The organism is Cloacibacterium sp. Arc13, from assembly GCF_041431305.1.
GTDB lineage: Bacteria > Bacteroidota > Bacteroidia > Flavobacteriales > Weeksellaceae > Cloacibacterium > Cloacibacterium caeni_B.
Genome location: NZ_JASMRM010000006.1, coordinates 122,704 through 140,228, shown reverse-complemented (window position 1 = coordinate 140,228; position 17,525 = coordinate 122,704). Strand labels below are relative to the sequence as shown.

Sequence of the window (17,525 nt, the reverse complement as noted above, 5' to 3'; positions counted from 1 at the left end):
TTCCGTAGGAACGCTATATGTGTAGAAAATTTTTCCCAATAAAATAAAGTTCCGTAGGAACGATAGGTTTGTAGAAATTATGACCACCTAGAAAATGCGTTCCGTAGGAACGCTATATGTGTAGAAAATTTTCCAAAATAAAATAAAGTTCCGTAGGAACGAAAGGTTTGTAGAAAAAAGAGTACCTAGAAATGCGTTCCGTAGGAACGCTATATGTGTAGAAAATTTTCCCAGTTATAATAAAGTTCCGTAGGAACGAAAGGTTTGTAGAAAAAAGAGTACCTAGAAAATGCTTTCCGTAGGAACGCTATATGTGTAGAAAATTTTCGCATATATAATAAAGTTCCGTAGAAACGAAAGGTTTGTAGAAATTATGACCACCTAGAAAATGCGTTCCGTAGGAACGCTATATGTGTAGAAAATTTTTCCCAATAAAATAAAGTTCCGTAGGAACGATAGGTTTGTAGAAAAAAGAGTACCTAGAAATGCGTTCCGTAGGAACGCTATATGTGTAGAAAATTTTTCCCAATAAAATAAAGTTCCATAGGAACGAAAGGTTTGTAGAAAAAAAAGAGTACCTAGAAACGCGTTCCGTAGGAACGCTATATGTGTAGAACTTCAAAGTTACAAAAATCACAAAGAGTTATATTTAAAATTCCTTAAATTTGTCATTCTTTAAAAAATGAGAATTGTAATTGCCATATTTTTATTTTTGGTAATGTCAGTGCGTTCTGTGCTGCCATTATTAGATTATGCGGTGAATTACAACTATATTTCTACTCAACTTTGCGAAAACCAATCTGAACCTGATTTGCGATGCAACGGAAAATGCTACGTGAAACACGAAATGGCAAAATCTTCGGAGAATCAATCGACTAAAATTCAGAAAGTGGAATTTTTACAATTATTTCTTCCTACGGAAAGTTTAGCGATACAAGAACATAAACATCAGGATTTTTCAAAAACGAAAGTTTTTATCCATCACTTTAATTTTACTTTTCAAGATTTTTACCCTGAGTTTTTTCATCCACCTTTAGTTTGAAATTAATTTTCGTACTTTTATTCAATAAATTTTAACTTTAAAAAATCAAAAAATGAAATCTATATTAACCGTTGCTTTTGTAGCAATTTCTATATTATCTTCTTGTCAACAGACTCCAGAAACCAAAAAAGTTCACGACCATAAAAAATCGACCCAAAAACTAGACGTAAAAGTGGTGAACGAAGAAGACCCAATTTGCGGAATGAAAACGGCTCAGTTTTTAAAAGATACTGCTGTTTATAAGGGGAAAACCTATGGTTTCTGCAATAAACTTTGCAAAGAAGAATTCAAAAAAAATCCAAAAAAATACGCGAAATAATTTCTGAACATGACGAAACCTAAAAAAGCGTCTGGTTTTGGAATGAATAAAATGCTGGTATACCAAATGATAGCTTTAGTGGCTATTGTTCTGGCATTTATCGCAGGAAATTACTTTTTCAAGAAAAGTCTTCATACGGTAATGAAGGCGCCAAATTTTGAATTAATAGACCAAAATAATCGTAGAATTTCAAATACAGATATGCTGGGAAAAGTCTATGTAGTAGAGTTTTTCTACGCGAGATGTCCTACGATTTGTCCGATTATGAATAATAATCTGAAATCCGTAGATAAAGCGATTAAGAGCAAAGATTTTGGGATTATTTCCATTTCTATAGACCCAGAAAATGACACACCAGAATTTTTAAAAGCACATGCCAAAAAACTAGGCGTTACCAATCCCAATTGGCATTTTTTGACAGGAAATAGAGATTACATCGGTGATTTAGCCAATGAATTTGATATTTATGTAGGTGACAAAGATGACCAGTCAGAAAGTCTTAATCACAGCGGAATGCTGGCTTTGGTAGACAAAGAAGGCAATGTGAGATGCAGATTTGGAAAAGATGGCATGCCGATTCTTTATTATTCTGGATTGAATTATGATGATCAAGAAGGAAAAAATGCGAGTTTAAAAGGCAAATTCCAGCCAGACAGAAAATTATTGATAGAAGATATTCAGAAACTTCTAGAAGAATAAAAAAACGGTGAGAAATTTTCTCACCGTTTTCATTTGTTATTTAATCTCTATGGTTTTCACTTCTTTTTTAGCGATTTCTCTTTTCGGAACCGCCAATTTCAGAATGCCGTTGTCATATTTTGCTTCGATGTGTTCTACATCTACAATATCAGAAGGCAAGGTAAATGAACGGGTGAATGATTGATAATTAAATTCTCTTCTGGTGTAGTTTTTCTTCTCATCTCTTTCTTCGTTTTCGGTTTGAGATTCCGAAGAAATGGTAAGAATGTTTCGATCGATGTTAATTTTAAAATCTTCTTTTTTCAATCCTGGAACCGCCATTTCAATTTCGTAATGGGTTTCGGTTTCTTTCACGTTTACAGAAGGCATGGTAAATCCCATTTCTGTAAGGTTTTTTTCATTCCAGTTAAATAAATCTTTGGTAAAAAAATCATCAAAGAAACTATTTAACCCTGTCATTGGATTTCTTTTCATTAAAGTTGACATTTTTTTTAAGTTTTAAGGTTAAACATCCGTGATGAAACAGCAATAAAAAATCGCTGAATTTTCAAAACAAAATTACAACGATTAAAAGATTTTAGAAAGTGTTTTTAGATAAATTTAGATTGAAAATTTCTATAATTTATAAAATTAATATACTTAAAATCAATAGTTTAAATTTCTAATAAGTATTCATTATAGTGACCTAGAAATTTCACTTCTGTACCGAGAGATTTCAGTTCTTCTAAGGCGTTATTAGACAAGACAGGATGCCATTCATTCGCTACATTAATGAAGAAAAAGTAATTTCCTAATCCAGTTTTCAGGGTTCGGCTTTCAATTTTGGTTAAATTCATTTTTCGCCATGCAAAAACAGAAAGTACTTGATGCAAACCTCCTGCATGATCTTCTGGCAAAGTAATGATAAGAGAGGTTTTTTCGGTAGTTTTATTTTGTGGAAGGTTCAGTCTTTCTCCCTTTTTAGAAATCACAATAAATTTGGTGTGATTTTGTTCAATATCTTGAATATTCTGATGAATGATTTTCAGTCCGTATAATTTTGCGGCATAAGAATTGGCAATCGCAGCATATTTTTTTTCAGGATTTTCGGCCACTCTTTTTGCAGCAGCAGCAGTAGAACCGAATTCTTGCTTTATGACATCTTTGTATTCTTTATCCAAAAAATGATAACATTGCGCTAGAGCTTGAGGATGAGAATAAATTTTCTCAATTTCGGTATTATTTGGGTGAATCATCAGTTGATGCGAAATGGGCATCACTACTTCTGTTTCCACCAAAATTCCATCAAAATCATAAAGATAATCCAGCGTCATAGAAACAGTTCCTTCGATAGAATTTTCGAGTGGAATGACAGCTTTTTCTACCCAATCATTTTGCACCGCCTTGAAACAATCTAAAATATTAGACTGTGGCAGAAGTTCTTCATTGGGGAAAATTTGTGAAGTAGCAAGCTGTGTAAAACTAGCTTGTGGTCCGAGGAAAGCGATTTTCATAGAACAAATGTAAAAATTTTGAACGGAAAATAAAAACCTCCCAAAAATGAGAGGTTTTCGTGTGACCAAAAATTAACAATAATCATTAGTTGATCCTTCCATCTTTTATTTCGTCTACAATTTCTGGATTGAGTAGGGTAGAAATATCTCCGAAGTTGCTGAAATCTCCTTCGGCAATTTTTCTTAAAATTCTACGCATAATTTTTCCAGAACGTGTTTTTGGCAAGCCAGAAACAAACTGTATTTTATCTAGTTTAGCGATTGGACCGATGGTGTCAGAAATCAGCATATTGATTTCTTTTCTCAAGTGGTCTTTGTCTCTGCTTTCACCAGTTTCTTTTAGAATGACAAATCCGTACAATGCATTTCCTTTAATATCATGAGGAAAACCTACAATTGCAGATTCTGCAACAGCAGGGTGTAGGTTGATGCTGTCTTCAATTGGCGCAGTTCCTAAATTATGACCAGAAACGATGATTACATCATCTACACGACCGGTAATTCTGTAATAGCCAGTTTCGTCTCTTAAAGCACCATCTCCAGTGAAATATTTCCCCGGAAAAGCAGTAAAATACGTTTCTTTATATCTTTGATGGTCGCCCCAAATTGTTCTAGCAATTCCAGGCCATGGAAAACGGATACATAAGTTTCCATCTACTTGATTTCCTGTAATTTCATTTCGTTTTTCATCCATTAGAACCGGTTGAATTCCCGGAAGTGGAAGCGTAGCGTAAGTTGGCTTAGTTGGCGTAACAAAAGGAAGCGGAGAAATCATAATTCCGCCTGTTTCTGTTTGCCACCAAGTATCTACTATTGGACATTTTTTCTTGCCAACATGGTCATTATACCAATGCCAAGCTTCGTCATTAATAGGCTCACCTACTGAACCAATCACTCTAAGACTTGATAAGTCATGTTTTTCAACCCAAGAAGAAGATTCTTTAGCCAAAGAACGAATCGCAGTAGGAGCGGTGTAGAACTGTGTTACTTTGTGTTTTTCAATCACAGCCCAGAAACGATCTGGTTCTGGATAAGTAGGAACGCCTTCAAAAATAACCGTAGTAGCACCATTGGTTAATGGTCCGTAAAGAATGTAAGAGTGACCTGTAATCCAACCAATATCTGCAGTACACCAATAAATATCATTTTCTTTATAATTGAAAACATTTTTAAAAGTATAACCGGTGTAAACCATGTAACCAGCAGTAGTGTGCAACATTCCTTTTGGTTTACCTGTAGAACCAGAAGTATAAAGAATGAATAATGGATCTTCTGCATCCATAATTTTGGTAACGAAATCAGCAGAAGCTTTTGGATAATAATCATCTAACCAAACATCTCTTCCTTCTTTCATTTTTACTTCAGTGTTGGTTCTTTTTACCACCAATACTTTTTCTACAGAAGGTGTTTTTTCTACGGCTTCATCGATGATTCCTTTTAGGTCAATAGCTTTGTTTCCTCTGTAACTTCCGTCTGAAGTGATAATCATTTTGGCTTCACAGTCATTCACTCTAGAAGTCACCGCAGAAGCAGAAAATCCAGCGAAAATAACAGAATGTACTGCACCCATTTTAGCACAAGCTAACATGGTAACCGCCAATTCTGGAATCATCGGTAAATAAATACAAACTCTGTCTCCTTTTTTTACACCCAATTCTGTAAGAACATTCGCCATTTTGCAAACCCTTTCGTGAAGTTCTCGATAAGAAATGTATTGTGCTTCTTCATTTGGATCGTTAGGTTCCCAGATAATCGCGGTTTTATCACCTCTTTCCGCCAAGTGTCTGTCTAAACAGTTTTTGGTAATATTGAGTTTTGCACCTTTAAACCATTCGATTTTGGCTTCTTCCATGTCAAATTTCACCACTTTGTTCCAGCGCTGATACCAAACAAAGTTTTCATCTGCAATTTTGTCCCAGAATTTTTTAGGATTCTTGATTGATTTTTTGTACTGCTTGAAATAATCAGGCAAATCGTGAATTACATAATTTTTCATATCAAATTTTAATTTTTTAGATTCCTTTTGTAAGGAAAGTATCTTTATTTTCTATATTCTTCGAATTTTTCTTGAAGTTCACCAATGATTGCTTCATCATCTATGGTAGAAGGAATTTGGAATTCTTTTCCGTCTAACATAGTTCTGATAAGTTTTCTCAAAATTTTTCCACTTCGGGTTTTTGGGAGTCGTTTTACCACGACAATGTTTCTTAATGCGGCAACTGCTCCAATTTTTTCTCTAACCAATGCCACCACTTCTTTTTCGACTTCAGTTTCGGAAATTTGAGTTCCAGATTTTAAAACCACCAATCCGAAAGGAATTTGACCTTTTAAATCGTCTTCTATTCCTACTACACAGCATTCTGCAACATCTTTGTGCCCAGAAACAGCTTCTTCCATTTCTGCAGTAGAAAGTCGGTGTCCTGCTACATTGATGATGTCATCTACTCTTCCAGTAATGAAAATATATCCGTCTTCATCTCTGATGGCGCCATCTCCAGAAAAATAATATCCCGGGAATTTTGCCAAATAACCATAGTGGAATCTTTCATAATCTCCCCAAATTCCCATTAAAGCTCCTGGAGGAAGCGGTAGTTTTATCACCAAATAACCTTCATGGTGTGCTTCTAGTTCGTAACCTTCTTCGTCAAAGATTTTAATATCATAACCAGGGATTGGTTTTCCAGCGGAAGCGCGTTTTACGCCATCATCTTCTACGCCTCGCATCAGTGATAACATAGGCCAACCAGATTCTGTTTGCCACCAATGGTCAATAGGAGTAATGCCTACTTTTTCTTCGTACCAGTCTAACGTGGCTACATCGCATCTTTCACCCGCTAAAAACTGGGTTCTGAAATGGGATAAATCGTATTTTTTGATGAATTCACCATCTGGATCTTCTTTTTTAATCGCTCTAATTGCAGTAGGAGCGGTAAACATCACAGAAACTTTGTGCTCAGAAAGAATTCTCCAAGTAGTTCCTGCATCTGGCGTCATAATCGGTTTTCCTTCGAAAATAATAGAGGTATTTCTGTTGATTAGCGGTCCGTAAATAATGTAACTGTGACCAACTACCCAACCAATATCTGAAGCTGCCCAGAAAACTTCGCCGGGTTTTGCACCATAAATTTTTTCAATGGAAAATTTAAGTGCGGTAGCATAACCACCTGTATCACGAACTACACCTTTCGGTTTTCCTGTAGTTCCTGAGGTATAAAGAATATAAAGTGGGTGCGTAGATTTTACGGGGACACAATCTGCAGGTTCTGATTTTTCTAACAATTCTTGAAAATTGGTCAGTTGAGGTTCGTTTTCCCAATCTACTTTATTTCCCCAAAGTTGACGGTCAAAAACCACAATATGTTCAGGTTTATGGACAGCCATTTCATAAGCTTCTTTCACGAAAGGCAAATAAGGAATTCTCTTTTTTACTTCTACACCAGCACTTGCTGTAATAATTGCTTTTGGATTACAATCATCTATTCTAATCGCTAATTCATGAGGCGCAAAACCTCCAAAAACTACAGAATGAGTGATTCCTAATCTAGCACAAGCGAGCATTGCATAGGCAGCTTGAGGAATCATAGGCATGTAAATAATGGCATTATCACCTTTTTTTAACCCTAACGATTGCAAACCTCCCGCGAATTTTGAAACATTTTCTTTTAATTCGTTAAAAGTAATTTTTTGTTTTGTGTCAGTAACAGGGGAGTCATAAATGTAGGCAACTTGGTCACCGTAACCATCTTCTATGTGCTTGTCTATGGCGAGATAACATGCGTTCAACTCTCCATCTGCAAACCATACAGGATAGTTGTTTTCTCCTTGAGAAAGAATCGTTTGAGGTTTTTTGAACCAATGAATTTGGTCGGCTTGTTCTGCCCAAAATTGTTCCTTGTTTTCAATACTGTTCAAGAACATTTCATGCGCTTTCATAATTTTAGATTTTTTTGGATTTGGATTTCAGATTTTACACTGAAACAATTAATATTTTGTAGATTTTTTTTGATTTTTTAAGTTAATAATTCTTCTACCTGTTGAACCAGTTTCTTGATAGAGTAAGGCTTGGTAACATAAGCATCAGCTCCCAAACTCAATCCTTTTTCGATGTCTGCAGGATTGGTTTTTGCAGATAAGAAAATGACTTTACATTGATTGAGTTTTTCTTGTTTCTTTATTTCTTGCAACGTGGTGTAACCATCTACATTGGGCATCATGATATCGAGTAAAATAATATCTGGTGTTTCCTCCTTTAATAATTCTAAAACTTCCGAGCCATCTCTTGCGATGAAGACTTCATAACCCGCTTTTCGGAAGGTATATTCTAAGGTCATGATGATTTTGTGTTCGTCGTCTGCTATAAGTATCTTTTTCATTTTTATTTTAGATTTCAGATGTTTGACATCAGATTTTAGATTTTTAAATTTATTTTAAAACTGTAAATCATTTTTTGAATTTCATTTAATTCTGATAATAAAATGTTTACTTTTTCTTCTTTTAATAATTCTAGTTCTTTAATTAAAATAAGTTGTGTTTGGAGTTCAAAAGAAGAACCATTTGCGATTCCTAAAAAATGATTGAACTCGGTATTGCTATTTCTACCAGCGCCTTCTGCAATATTCGAAGGAATAGAAATGGCCGCTCTTTTTATTTGAGAAATTAATCCAAATTTTTCTTCATGGGGTATCTCTGTACATGCTAAATATATATTTTTTGCGAGTTGAATTGATTTTTGCCAAAAAATTAATTTTTCAAATTGATGCATGGTTATTTTATGTTTTTAATAATTGATATTCTTATATCTAATATCTCAAATCTCATGTCTCAAAATAATGTTAAAAACCACACCAATTTCTTTATTTTCTGCGGAGATTTCGCCTTTGTGCGCTTCAATAATTTTTTTACAAATGGCTAATCCTAATCCTGTTCCTATTGGTTTTCTAATGTTTTGATTTTTGGATTGATAAAACTTATCGAAAATTAGTTCTATATCTTCTTCAGGGATTTTTTTACCCGTGTTGAAAATGCTGATGTTCAGTTGACCATCTTTTTCTATAAATTTAGTTTGAATCATGCCACTTTCATCCGTGAATTTGTAGGCATTTCCTAAAATATTCTGAAAAACTTGAATCATTCTGGCTTCATCATATTCGTATTCTTTTTGGTTCAATAAATCAATTTCAGAATGATGAATATTTTTCTGTTGAATCAAATGCTGAATAGGTTTCAATGCTTTGTGATAGGTTTCTACAATATTATTTTTCTGAATATTAAGTTGAATAATTCCTGATTCTAACTTGTCTAAATACAGAATATCATTGATGATTTCGTTCAATCGGTCAGACTCAGAAATGATGTTTCCTAAAAATTCTTTTTTGATTTCGGTAGGGATTTCGTCATCATCTAACAGAATTTCGCTGGCAGCTCTAATTGCGGTGATAGGTGTTCTGAGTTCATGAGCTACAGAATCTAGGAAATCATCTTTTTGTTTGTCTTTTTCAATCAAATTGGTGTTGGCAACTTGCAAATCTTCAGAAAGTCTTCTGAGTTGTTTAGACTGTTCGGTGAGTTTTCTATTGAGGGTGATGTTTTCTTTAGATTCTTCTAAAATATTAAGCACTTCTGGCAAAGAAATTTTATCTTCTTTGGTTACACCTTCCACTAAAATTTTTGCAGAAGCAGTACCGATTCTTCCCGCCAAAAGGTTTTCTGAAAATTTAATCAAACGCGAATCTGCGGTATCGGTTTCATCGGTAATATTGTATTTTGTGTTAAAAATTTTCAGCGCTTGTTTGGTCTTTTTTTCGCCTAAAAATCTTACCAGAATTTTTTCAATATCAGAAATATTCGCTTTCCCTTTCCAGATGTATGCGCCTTCGTGATTTTGAATGTATTGGTCTATATCAATATAAATTTCTGCAAAATTCCGCTCTCTGTAATTGCCTTTTACACTTACAGAAATCACTGCAAAAAGGAAAGAATTGATTAAAATGCTCCAGAAAAAAACTTGAGCAAGGGTAGACAGATAAGGAATTCTAAAAAAATCAAGAATTTTATAATTTTCTAATGAAAATTCTGGGTTAATGGTCTGGATATATTGTGGAATAATCAAATTCACATAACAAATAATAATCCCTGCAATAATTCCAGTTACCGCACCATAATAACTACCTCTTCTCCAAAAGATAGCTCCAAAAAACGAAGGCCCCAATTGTGCAATAAGTACAAATGAAACCAAACCTACCGAGAATAAACTGGATTTGAGGATGAGGTATTTGTAGAACAGAAATGCTGAAATTATGAGTAAGAAAATGCTCACTTTTCTAATGTTGACAATATTTTTGGTGTTGAAATTTTCTGGATTTTTCTTGAAAGTGTCAATCCAGCCGTAAGGAATAATCACATTGTTCGATAGCATGACGGAAAGCGTAATACTCGAAATGATAATCATAGAAACACTGGCACTCAAACCACCTAAGAATACCATTACAGAAACCAATATATTCCCAAATTTTTGAGGAATAAGAATAGGGAAAAGCTCAGGATTTACATTTTGACCTTCAAACAAAATTCTTCCTCCCCATGCAATTGGGAATACAAAAAAATTGAAAATCAAAAGGTAAAGTGGGAATAACCAAATGGCTGTTTTCAAGTGTTTTTCCTTTCTGTTTTCTACAATTGTGGTGTGAAATTGTCTTGGCAAAAGAAAAATGGCAGACATGGAAAGGAGAGAAGTTATTGCGAAATTAATGCTTCCTTCTAATCCATTAAAAGTGTTTTTAGCGGCGAAATCTTCAAATTTTTGAGCTTGTTGATAGATGTCTTCGAAACCATTAAAAACGCCATACGTTACAAATAAACCGAGGACTACAAAGAATATCAATTTTAAGAAACTTTCTACAGCTACAGCAGAAATAATTCCCAATCTTTTTTCTGAAGCATCTACATATCTCGTTCCGTAATAAGATGAAAAAATAGCAATGAGAATCACCACATAAGTCGCAGTATCGGTAAAAACATTGTCTGAGTTTTCAGAAAGGGTAATCTGGTGAAAAGTATCAGAAATCGCTTTAATTTGGATTCCGATGTATGGAATAATCGCGAGAATACAAACGATGGAAATCAGAGCGCCAAAAGATCTGCTGTTTCCGTATCTCAAAGAAATAAAATCTGCAATTGAACTGATTTTATTGACTCTAGAAATTCTAATGATTTTATTATTGATGACAATCCAAGCGGGAATAATAATGATAGGACCGATGTAAATTGCCAAATATTCTAAACCTTGATTGGCAGCAACGCCGATGCTTCCGTAATACGTCCAAGCGGTGCAATATACCGCTAATGAAAGGGAATAAATATAAGGATTATTCGCCCAAAAATTACTCTTCTTCTTCTCTGCCCAGTAAGCAATGAAGAACAAAAGCGCTAAATAAAGCATGATGATGGCAAATAACTGTAAATTATTCATCAAATTTTTTAAATATTACAAAAGAAATGATACTTGAAGCGAGCCAGATTCCGAAAATGTAAATGTAAATGAACGGAAGCCCAAAATAGGCTTTTACCTGATTAAACAAAAGCAAAATAGGTGCATTGAACAATACAAAAAGCACCATACTTAGAATCACCAATTTTTGCTCGTGTCTTTTTTTCATTTTTCAGAAGGGTTATCTAAAAATCAGAATTGAGATTTCAGTTTTCCAATGACTGAAAAAGCTGAAATCTCTTTATCTGATACCAAAAATTATTTTTTATCGGCAGAATATTCGCCTTTCAGAGCATATAAACCGAAAGTTGCTAATCCACCTACCACAATAGGCATTAAAATAAAAACGATGATGCTCCCGAAAACCAAGTCTTCTTGTTTACCCGAAGTTATTTTTGGAATTCCTAGAACAGTCAATCCAAGGTAAGCTACCACTGCTGCTAGAGCTAGCCAAACGATACCTAATATTTTTTTTATTGCGTCCATTTTTTTGTTTTTTAAAGTTAATAAATTTTATTTAGATAATTTGAAAATGTGGTAATGTGATAATTTTAAATAGTAATAAGATTTTGAGATTGATTCACAAATGATCACATTCACAAATGATCACATTTTTAATCTTCTACATTTCTATCTTTTCCGTCTAAGTAAATTACCCCAATGATTAAACTCACTGCCGCAACGATAATTGGATACCATAAACCTTGTAAGTAATATTCTGGATTTCCGGCGTCTTTAGCCGAGGTTACCAAATAAGTAGCCACTGCAGGCAATAAACCTCCGAAGATACCATTACCAATATGATAAGGAAGCGACATAGAAGTATATCTAATTCTGATTGGGAACATTTCTACTAAGAAAGCAGCAATAGGTCCATAAACCATCGTTACGAAAACAACTTGTAAGAAAACCCAGAAAGCAAGTGTCCATTTGGTAGTGCTGTCTATTGTTTTCGTGATTTTAGTTTCTACTTTATCTTTTCCTTTTTCGTCTAGTAAAACTTTTCCGTTTTCTAGATGTTTAGTCACCACTTCTTTTACATTGCTTCCGTCTGCATAGAATTTTTGAGTAGTGTAAACAGAGTCTACTTTAGTTCCTTCTAGAACTTTAGCAGTTGCTTCAGAAGTGAATTTGTCTTTTAATTCTTGTTTTTGAGAGAAATCTCCCAGTTTAAACATTTGGTTATAAATAGGTCTGTAAGCGAAAATTGCCAATAAAAGACCAATCATCATAATTGGTTTTCTTCCTACTTTATCAGATAACCAACCGAATAACACGAATAATGGAGTTCCGATAAATAATGCGGCTGCCATTAATGAGTCTACTTGTGCAGATTCTATATTCATTACTTTTTGCATGAATGACATCGCGTAGAACTGACCAGTGTACCAAACTACACCTTGTCCCATTACAGCACCGAATAATGCTAATAAAACATATTTGAAGTTGTATTTATTCCCGAAAGATTCTTTTAGTGGATTGGTTGATGTTTTTCCTTCTTTTTTAGCTTTTGCAAAAAGTGGAGATTCTTTCATGTTTTTTCTAATGATATAAGAAACGCCCACCATTAAAATAGAAATCCAGAAAGGAACTCTCCATCCCCAATTGTCAAATTCTTCAGCAGTTAATGAACTTTTAGTCACCAAAATCACGATAAGTGAAATAAATAAACCAGAAGTTGCAGTAGTCTGAATCCAAGAAGTCCAGTAACCACGTCTGTTATGCTCTGCGTATTCTGCTACATAAGTTGCAGCACCTCCGTATTCACCACCTAGTGCTAAACCTTGTAATAAACGAAGAATTAATACTAAAACAGGTGCCATAAAACCGATGGTTTCGTAACTTGGAATACACCCGATTAAGAAAGTAGAGAATCCCATGATTAATAAAGTAACCAAGAAAGTATACTTTCTACCAATAATATCCCCTAATCTTCCGAAAAATAAAGCTCCGAAAGGTCTTACTACGAATCCAGCTGCAAAAGTAGCTAGAGTAGATAAAAATGCTGCAGTAGGATTATCTGCTGGGAAAAATTTAGTAGATAAAACTACAGCTAAACTCCCGAAAATATAGAAATCATACCATTCGATAAGCGTTCCTAGAGAAGATGCCATGATAATACTCCAAAGAGTTGAAGATTTTTTACGTTCATCTACGTAAGCATCATGCTCTACTTGTGTGTTAAATTGATGACTCATGTGTTTATTTTTTTAGTTTTGTTAATAATGTATTGAATGAAGTTTTTAGAAAGAATAAGAAGCACTTACCAGTGCGCGGAAATTTCCTACATTGGTTTCATTGTTTCCAGAAGTAGCATCAGTTTTTAAATCGCCCCAAGTTGCGGCAGTGTATTCTAATTCTGGCGAAATTTTAAATTTATTTTGCTTAAAATCTACTCTAGCAGAAGCTCTCCAAACATTGTCTACCACTCTGTTTCCAGAAACACCTCTTACATAAAGTGATTTGTAATTAGCATCTTCTAAACCACTGTTTTTAGTATATCCAAAGAAAACTCCAGGAGCTACATTCGGTTTATTACTCGCAATGTCTACCCAAAAAGCTGAGGTTTTAGTAGGTTTGTAAGAATCTATTCCGTTGGTTTCTGCATAAGAAGCATAACCTCCAAGCATCACTAAATGATGCAAATTTCCACCAGAAATTCCATAGAATTTTGCAACTACATTTTCATTAGAATATTTAAAATATCCCATGAGCATGGTAGAATTGAGTTTTTCATCAGAAGCCAATCCTCCACTGGTAATCACAGGTTTTAAAGATTGATATTCTGCACCTACACCTGCAATTACATTTTTGGTTTTGTATTGCAATTGTGCGTGTAAAGTAGGAGTTGTAGAATTAAAACTAGGAGAGTTATTAGCGTTTCCAGAAACTACAGGAGCTTGAAATTCTCTGTCTTTGTAAGCGACTAAATCTAAAGAAAGATTTGAGGTTAAACTTTGTCTGAATCGAATTTGACCAACCCAGCCAAAAGGATTAAACATAATTCCCGTGCTGAAATTGGCAACTCCCGGGAAAACTTCAGGAACAAAAGAAGGATACCAAGTCTGTCCTAAAGTAAGGGAAGATTTTTCCCAAGCCAATTGTGCATAAGCATGTCTTAATCTGAAAAGACCAATGCTTTCTTGAGTGTTTCCAAAGAAGTCACCTTCTAATTTTCCACTCGCTTTTGCGCCCCAAACATTGGGACCTTTAAAATTTAAACCCAATCGAGAAACTACTGATAAAAAATTACTGGCACCAGTAGCATTAATATCATCACCATTTGCATCTAATTTTTTGTCTAAAGGATAAAGGTTGAGATGGTATTCTCTCACCTGTGCAGACTGTCTCGAATCGAAAATATAATCTGCTCTTGCAAAACCATAGAGACTTACATCCCATTCTTTTGGTTTCTCCTGAGAGAATAATGCATTGCTAAATAATAAACTAGCAATACCAGCGAAGATTAATTGAGTTTTCTTCATAATATTAAACAGTTTTTTGTGATTTTAACATGGCTAAACTGATAATAAAAAAAACTCTGTAAAAATTTTGTATATATTTTTGTAAATAAGTATAGTTACTTTTTAAAACGTTCCCATTTTATCATCATAAACTTATCTCCGAATTCAGTAATGATGAGCCCAGATCCTTTCAAATTTTCTTCATTTCTGATGTATTCTGCCAATTCTATTTGTTTGAAAACCTTATAAGTAGCATGAAAATCAGAATGTGGTGGTTTTTTAATATTGTATTCCTTAATCCAAGAACTGATGGTGACATGTGAAATGCCCAAGATGCGCTCTATTTCTCGTAAACTAAGGCCTTCTAAATAGAGTTGTAAAGCTTTCGTTACATAGTAATCATCTATCTTTTTGCCAATTTTATTCACGGTAAAATAGTAATTGCAATTTCTGCAAAAATAGCGCTGTTTTCCTTTAACAATGCCACTTTTCACGATTTCTGAGTTTTCGCATTTTGGGCAACAATTTATTTTCATATATACGTTTTTAGCAAAGATATACTTATTTTGCAATAATAATGTTAAAAAGATTTAATTTTTTCTAAAAATTTTGAAGGCAAAAACTTAATCTGTATATTTGCATCCAATGAAAACGATAAATTTTTTATTGAACATAAATATCGGACTTCAATCCGACGGACAAAATATTTTTATTTATTGAAAACGAAGCTGTTGGGGCTTCGTTTTTTTTGTTTAAAACCATAGTATCATGATTAAATTATCCAGATTGTCACTAGAAAGCGTTGAAAAACTATTACATCAAGCGCTAGAATTCGCAAACGGCAAAACAGTAAAGGCCAAATCAGACATTTTTGTAGCGAATCTTTTTTTTGAAGACAGTACCAGAACGAAAATAAGTTTTGAGGTGGCTGAGAAAAAATTAGGATTAAATGTAGTACATTTTGATGAGTCTAAAAGTTCTATCAATAAAGGCGAAAGTCTTTTAGATACCATTAAAACGCTGGAATCAATTGGGATAAACCTTTCCGTAATAAGACACCAAAAAACCAGATTTTATGATGAAATAAAAGACGTGAAAATGGCAGTGGTAAATGCTGGAGACGGAATTGGGCATCATCCAAGTCAAGCTTTACTGGATTTAATGACCATAAAACAAGAATTTGGTGAAATCAAAGATTTAAAAATAGGAATCGTAGGAGATATTAAACACAGTAGAGTAGCTAATTCTAATGCCACTACATTAAGAAGATTAGGAGCAAAAGTGTATTTTTCTGGACCAAGAGAATGGTTTGATGAAGGAAGTTTAATGAACGGAACCTACAGAGATTTAGACGCAATGATTACCGATGTAGATGTGCTTATTTTATTAAGAATTCAGCACGAAAGACATGATGAAAAAATGAAATTGACGCCTCAAGATTATCTCAAAAAATATGGTCTTACCAAAGAGCGTGAGCAAAAAATGAAACCAAATGCCATCATCATGCATCCTGCACCAATCAACAGAGGAGTAGAAATAGACAATGATTTGGTAGAATGTGAACGTTCTAGAATCTTTAAACAAATGCAAAATGGAGTATTTGCAAGAATGGCCATCTTGAAAAAAGTGTTAGAAGAGAGAGGTTTTGAATTTGAATAAATTAATACAGATAAAAGTGAAAAGTCAGAGTAATACTGCTCTGAAAATCTATTAAAAAGGAATGAAAAAGAAATTAATTTTAGAATCAGGTGAAGTTTTTCACGGACAAGGTTTTGGTGCAAATACCGATACTGAAGGAGAAGTGGTGTTCAATACCGGGATGACTGGTTATCAAGAACTCATTTCAGACCCTTCATATTGCGGTCAAATTGTAACCATGACTTACCCATTAATTGGTAATTACGGAATTAATAGAGATGATTTCGAAAGTATTGAGCCCGCAATCAAAGGCTTAATCGTGAGGGAACTGTGTGATTTTCCTTCTAATTTCAGAAGTCAATTGTCTTTAGATGAATTTTTTGCCAAAAAAAAGCTATCAGGAATTTCAGGGATTGATACCAGAAAACTGACTAGAATTATCAGAAATCACGGGGTTTTAAAAGGAAAAATTGTAGATGAAAATGCAGATGAAACAGCAGTAATTGCTGAACTGAAGTCTAAAAATTTCCCAACCAATCAAGTAGAGCAAGTTTCTACCAAAACGCCTTATGCAAGTCCGGGAAGAGGTTTCAAAGTGGTTTTAGTGGACTTTGGTTCTAAATTAGGCATCATCAGAGAACTTTCGCAGAGAGATTGTGACATCATCGTGGTATCTCAAGATACAACTGCAGATGAGATTCTATTAATGAATCCAGATGGAGTAATGCTTTCTAACGGTCCTGGTGATCCACAAGATGTAAAAGGTGCTTCAGAATTAATCAATGGTTTACTGGGGAAAGTTCCAATTTTCGGAATTTGTTTAGGTCACCAGTTAATTGGTTTGGCTTGTGGAGCAAAAACCTATAAATTAAAATTCGGTCACAGAGGTGGAAATCACCCAGTTCTAGATTTAAAAACAGGAAAAGTAGCGATTACTTCTCAGAATCACGGTTATGCTATAGACGAAGAATCTCTAGAAAATACCGATTTAGAAGTAACACACATCGCTCTGAATGACAAAACAAACGAAGGGGTTCGTCATAAGAAATATCCATGTTTTTCGGTACAATATCACCCAGAAGCAAGTCCAGGTCCAGAAGATGCCAATTATCTTTTTGATGAGTTTGTGGAAATGATGGAAGAGTTTAAAAAAGCCAAGTAAAAAGAGCCAAGTAAAAAGTAAAAAGAGCCAAGTTTTATAAAATTTATGAAGAGGAGATACTTTTTTATTTAAAATTAACAAAATAAGCCACGAAGTGGCGCAAGAAATACCCAAGTGCAAAGCGCTTGGAAAATAAATTCAAACAATGATAATAACCACAAAGTTTGTCTTTCCATAGGAATTTAAGTTATGAGTTTAAAAATAATGGAACTCAAATTATCT

17 protein-coding genes are annotated in these 17,525 nt (G+C 34.1%); 5 read left to right on the top strand and 12 right to left on the bottom strand.

What is annotated here, in order from left to right:
- Nucleotides 1-682: 682 nt before the first annotated feature.
- The 3 genes from QO190_RS06720 to QO190_RS06710 are packed head-to-tail and all read left to right on the top strand — an operon-like array spanning nucleotide 683 to nucleotide 2,060.
- On the top strand, nucleotides 683-1,042 hold the full coding sequence (locus tag QO190_RS06720; RefSeq protein ID WP_371463357.1) for a hypothetical protein: 360 nt from the start codon (nucleotides 683-685) through the stop codon (nucleotides 1,040-1,042).
- Between the two features lie 52 nt (nucleotides 1,043-1,094).
- A complete protein-coding gene (locus QO190_RS06715; RefSeq protein ID WP_371463355.1) occupies nucleotides 1,095-1,361 on the top strand; it encodes a YHS domain-containing protein in 267 nt (88 codons plus the stop codon).
- Nucleotides 1,362-1,370: 9 nt separating this feature from the next.
- Nucleotides 1,371-2,060 (top strand): SCO family protein, encoded by a 690-nt coding sequence (locus QO190_RS06710; protein WP_371463353.1) that lies wholly within the window; start codon nucleotides 1,371-1,373, stop codon nucleotides 2,058-2,060.
- 36 nt (nucleotides 2,061-2,096) lie between these two features.
- Here the strand turns inward: QO190_RS06710 and QO190_RS06705 are convergent, their stop codons facing one another.
- The 12 genes from QO190_RS06705 to QO190_RS06650 all read right to left on the bottom strand — a co-directional run bounded on the left by QO190_RS06705 (nucleotide 2,097) and on the right by QO190_RS06650 (nucleotide 15,039).
- Nucleotides 2,097-2,546, bottom strand: coding sequence for an Hsp20/alpha crystallin family protein (locus QO190_RS06705; RefSeq protein WP_371463351.1), 450 nt, complete (start codon nucleotides 2,544-2,546; stop codon nucleotides 2,097-2,099).
- 167 nt (nucleotides 2,547-2,713) lie between these two features.
- On the bottom strand, nucleotides 2,714-3,553 hold the full coding sequence (gene pheA / locus QO190_RS06700; protein ID WP_371463349.1) for a prephenate dehydratase: 840 nt from the start codon (nucleotides 3,551-3,553) through the stop codon (nucleotides 2,714-2,716).
- An 85-nt stretch (nucleotides 3,554-3,638) separates the two neighbouring features.
- Nucleotides 3,639-5,591 carry an acetate--CoA ligase gene (acs, locus tag QO190_RS06695; protein ID WP_371463369.1) on the bottom strand — a complete coding sequence of 651 codons (1,953 nt, stop codon included), beginning with the start codon at nucleotides 5,589-5,591 and terminating at the stop codon, nucleotides 3,639-3,641.
- Nucleotides 5,592-5,593: 2 nt separating this feature from the next.
- Nucleotides 5,594-7,486, bottom strand: coding sequence for an acetate--CoA ligase (locus QO190_RS06690; RefSeq protein WP_371463347.1), 1,893 nt, complete (start codon nucleotides 7,484-7,486; stop codon nucleotides 5,594-5,596).
- Nucleotides 7,487-7,563: 77 nt separating this feature from the next.
- Nucleotides 7,564-7,926, bottom strand: coding sequence for a response regulator transcription factor (locus tag QO190_RS06685; RefSeq protein WP_213188855.1), 363 nt, complete (start codon nucleotides 7,924-7,926; stop codon nucleotides 7,564-7,566).
- A 35-nt stretch (nucleotides 7,927-7,961) separates the two neighbouring features.
- A complete protein-coding gene (locus tag QO190_RS06680) occupies nucleotides 7,962-8,315 on the bottom strand; it encodes a four helix bundle protein (RefSeq protein WP_371463344.1) in 354 nt (117 codons plus the stop codon).
- 45 nt (nucleotides 8,316-8,360) lie between these two features.
- Nucleotides 8,361-11,021, bottom strand: coding sequence for an ATP-binding protein (locus tag QO190_RS06675; protein WP_371463343.1), 2,661 nt, complete (start codon nucleotides 11,019-11,021; stop codon nucleotides 8,361-8,363).
- Nucleotides 11,014-11,208: a hypothetical protein gene (locus QO190_RS06670; protein WP_371463341.1), complete on the bottom strand. Its 195-nt coding sequence runs from the start codon at nucleotides 11,206-11,208 to the stop codon at nucleotides 11,014-11,016. The genes QO190_RS06675 and QO190_RS06670 overlap by 8 nt, the downstream gene beginning before the upstream one ends.
- Before the next feature lie 89 nt (nucleotides 11,209-11,297).
- Nucleotides 11,298-11,525 carry a DUF6814 family protein gene (locus QO190_RS06665; RefSeq protein ID WP_104792527.1) on the bottom strand — a complete coding sequence of 76 codons (228 nt, stop codon included), beginning with the start codon at nucleotides 11,523-11,525 and terminating at the stop codon, nucleotides 11,298-11,300.
- A 128-nt stretch (nucleotides 11,526-11,653) separates the two neighbouring features.
- The gene (locus QO190_RS06660; protein WP_371463338.1) at nucleotides 11,654-13,237 is read right to left on the bottom strand and encodes an MFS transporter; all 1,584 of its coding nucleotides are present in this window, start codon (nucleotides 13,235-13,237) and stop codon (nucleotides 11,654-11,656) included.
- Nucleotides 13,238-13,282: 45 nt separating this feature from the next.
- Entirely contained in the window at nucleotides 13,283-14,524 is a 1,242-nt protein-coding gene (locus QO190_RS06655) for a hypothetical protein (protein WP_371463336.1), read from the bottom strand.
- Nucleotides 14,525-14,619: 95 nt separating this feature from the next.
- Nucleotides 14,620-15,039, bottom strand: coding sequence for a helix-turn-helix domain-containing protein (locus tag QO190_RS06650; RefSeq protein WP_371463334.1), 420 nt, complete (start codon nucleotides 15,037-15,039; stop codon nucleotides 14,620-14,622).
- Between the two features lie 232 nt (nucleotides 15,040-15,271).
- On the opposite strand from QO190_RS06650, the gene QO190_RS06645 reads away from it, so the two are divergent.
- Both QO190_RS06645 and QO190_RS06640 read left to right on the top strand, forming a co-directional pair.
- Nucleotides 15,272-16,162, top strand: coding sequence for an aspartate carbamoyltransferase catalytic subunit (locus QO190_RS06645; protein WP_371463332.1), 891 nt, complete (start codon nucleotides 15,272-15,274; stop codon nucleotides 16,160-16,162).
- 61 nt (nucleotides 16,163-16,223) lie between these two features.
- Entirely contained in the window at nucleotides 16,224-17,303 is a 1,080-nt protein-coding gene (locus QO190_RS06640) for a carbamoyl phosphate synthase small subunit (protein ID WP_371463330.1), read from the top strand.
- Nucleotides 17,304-17,525 lie beyond the last annotated feature (222 nt).

Coding starts and splice junctions, on each gene's coding strand:
- QO190_RS06720 (WP_371463357.1), top strand. CDS start 683: ATGAGAATTGTAATTGCCATATTTTTATTTTTGGTAATGTCAGTGCGT.
- QO190_RS06715 (WP_371463355.1), top strand. CDS start 1,095: ATGAAATCTATATTAACCGTTGCTTTTGTAGCAATTTCTATATTATCT.
- QO190_RS06710 (WP_371463353.1), top strand. CDS start 1,371: ATGACGAAACCTAAAAAAGCGTCTGGTTTTGGAATGAATAAAATGCTG.
- QO190_RS06705 (WP_371463351.1), bottom strand. CDS start 2,546: ATGTCAACTTTAATGAAAAGAAATCCAATGACAGGGTTAAATAGTTTC.
- pheA (WP_371463349.1), bottom strand. CDS start 3,553: ATGAAAATCGCTTTCCTCGGACCACAAGCTAGTTTTACACAGCTTGCT.
- QO190_RS06690 (WP_371463347.1), bottom strand. CDS start 7,486: ATGAAAGCGCATGAAATGTTCTTGAACAGTATTGAAAACAAGGAACAA.
- QO190_RS06685 (WP_213188855.1), bottom strand. CDS start 7,926: ATGAAAAAGATACTTATAGCAGACGACGAACACAAAATCATCATGACC.
- QO190_RS06680 (WP_371463344.1), bottom strand. CDS start 8,315: ATGCATCAATTTGAAAAATTAATTTTTTGGCAAAAATCAATTCAACTC.
- QO190_RS06675 (WP_371463343.1), bottom strand. CDS start 11,021: ATGAATAATTTACAGTTATTTGCCATCATCATGCTTTATTTAGCGCTT.
- QO190_RS06670 (WP_371463341.1), bottom strand. CDS start 11,208: ATGAAAAAAAGACACGAGCAAAAATTGGTGATTCTAAGTATGGTGCTT.
- QO190_RS06665 (WP_104792527.1), bottom strand. CDS start 11,525: ATGGACGCAATAAAAAAAATATTAGGTATCGTTTGGCTAGCTCTAGCA.
- QO190_RS06660 (WP_371463338.1), bottom strand. CDS start 13,237: ATGAGTCATCAATTTAACACACAAGTAGAGCATGATGCTTACGTAGAT.
- QO190_RS06655 (WP_371463336.1), bottom strand. CDS start 14,524: ATGAAGAAAACTCAATTAATCTTCGCTGGTATTGCTAGTTTATTATTT.
- QO190_RS06650 (WP_371463334.1), bottom strand. CDS start 15,039: ATGAAAATAAATTGTTGCCCAAAATGCGAAAACTCAGAAATCGTGAAA.
- QO190_RS06645 (WP_371463332.1), top strand. CDS start 15,272: ATGATTAAATTATCCAGATTGTCACTAGAAAGCGTTGAAAAACTATTA.
- QO190_RS06640 (WP_371463330.1), top strand. CDS start 16,224: ATGAAAAAGAAATTAATTTTAGAATCAGGTGAAGTTTTTCACGGACAA.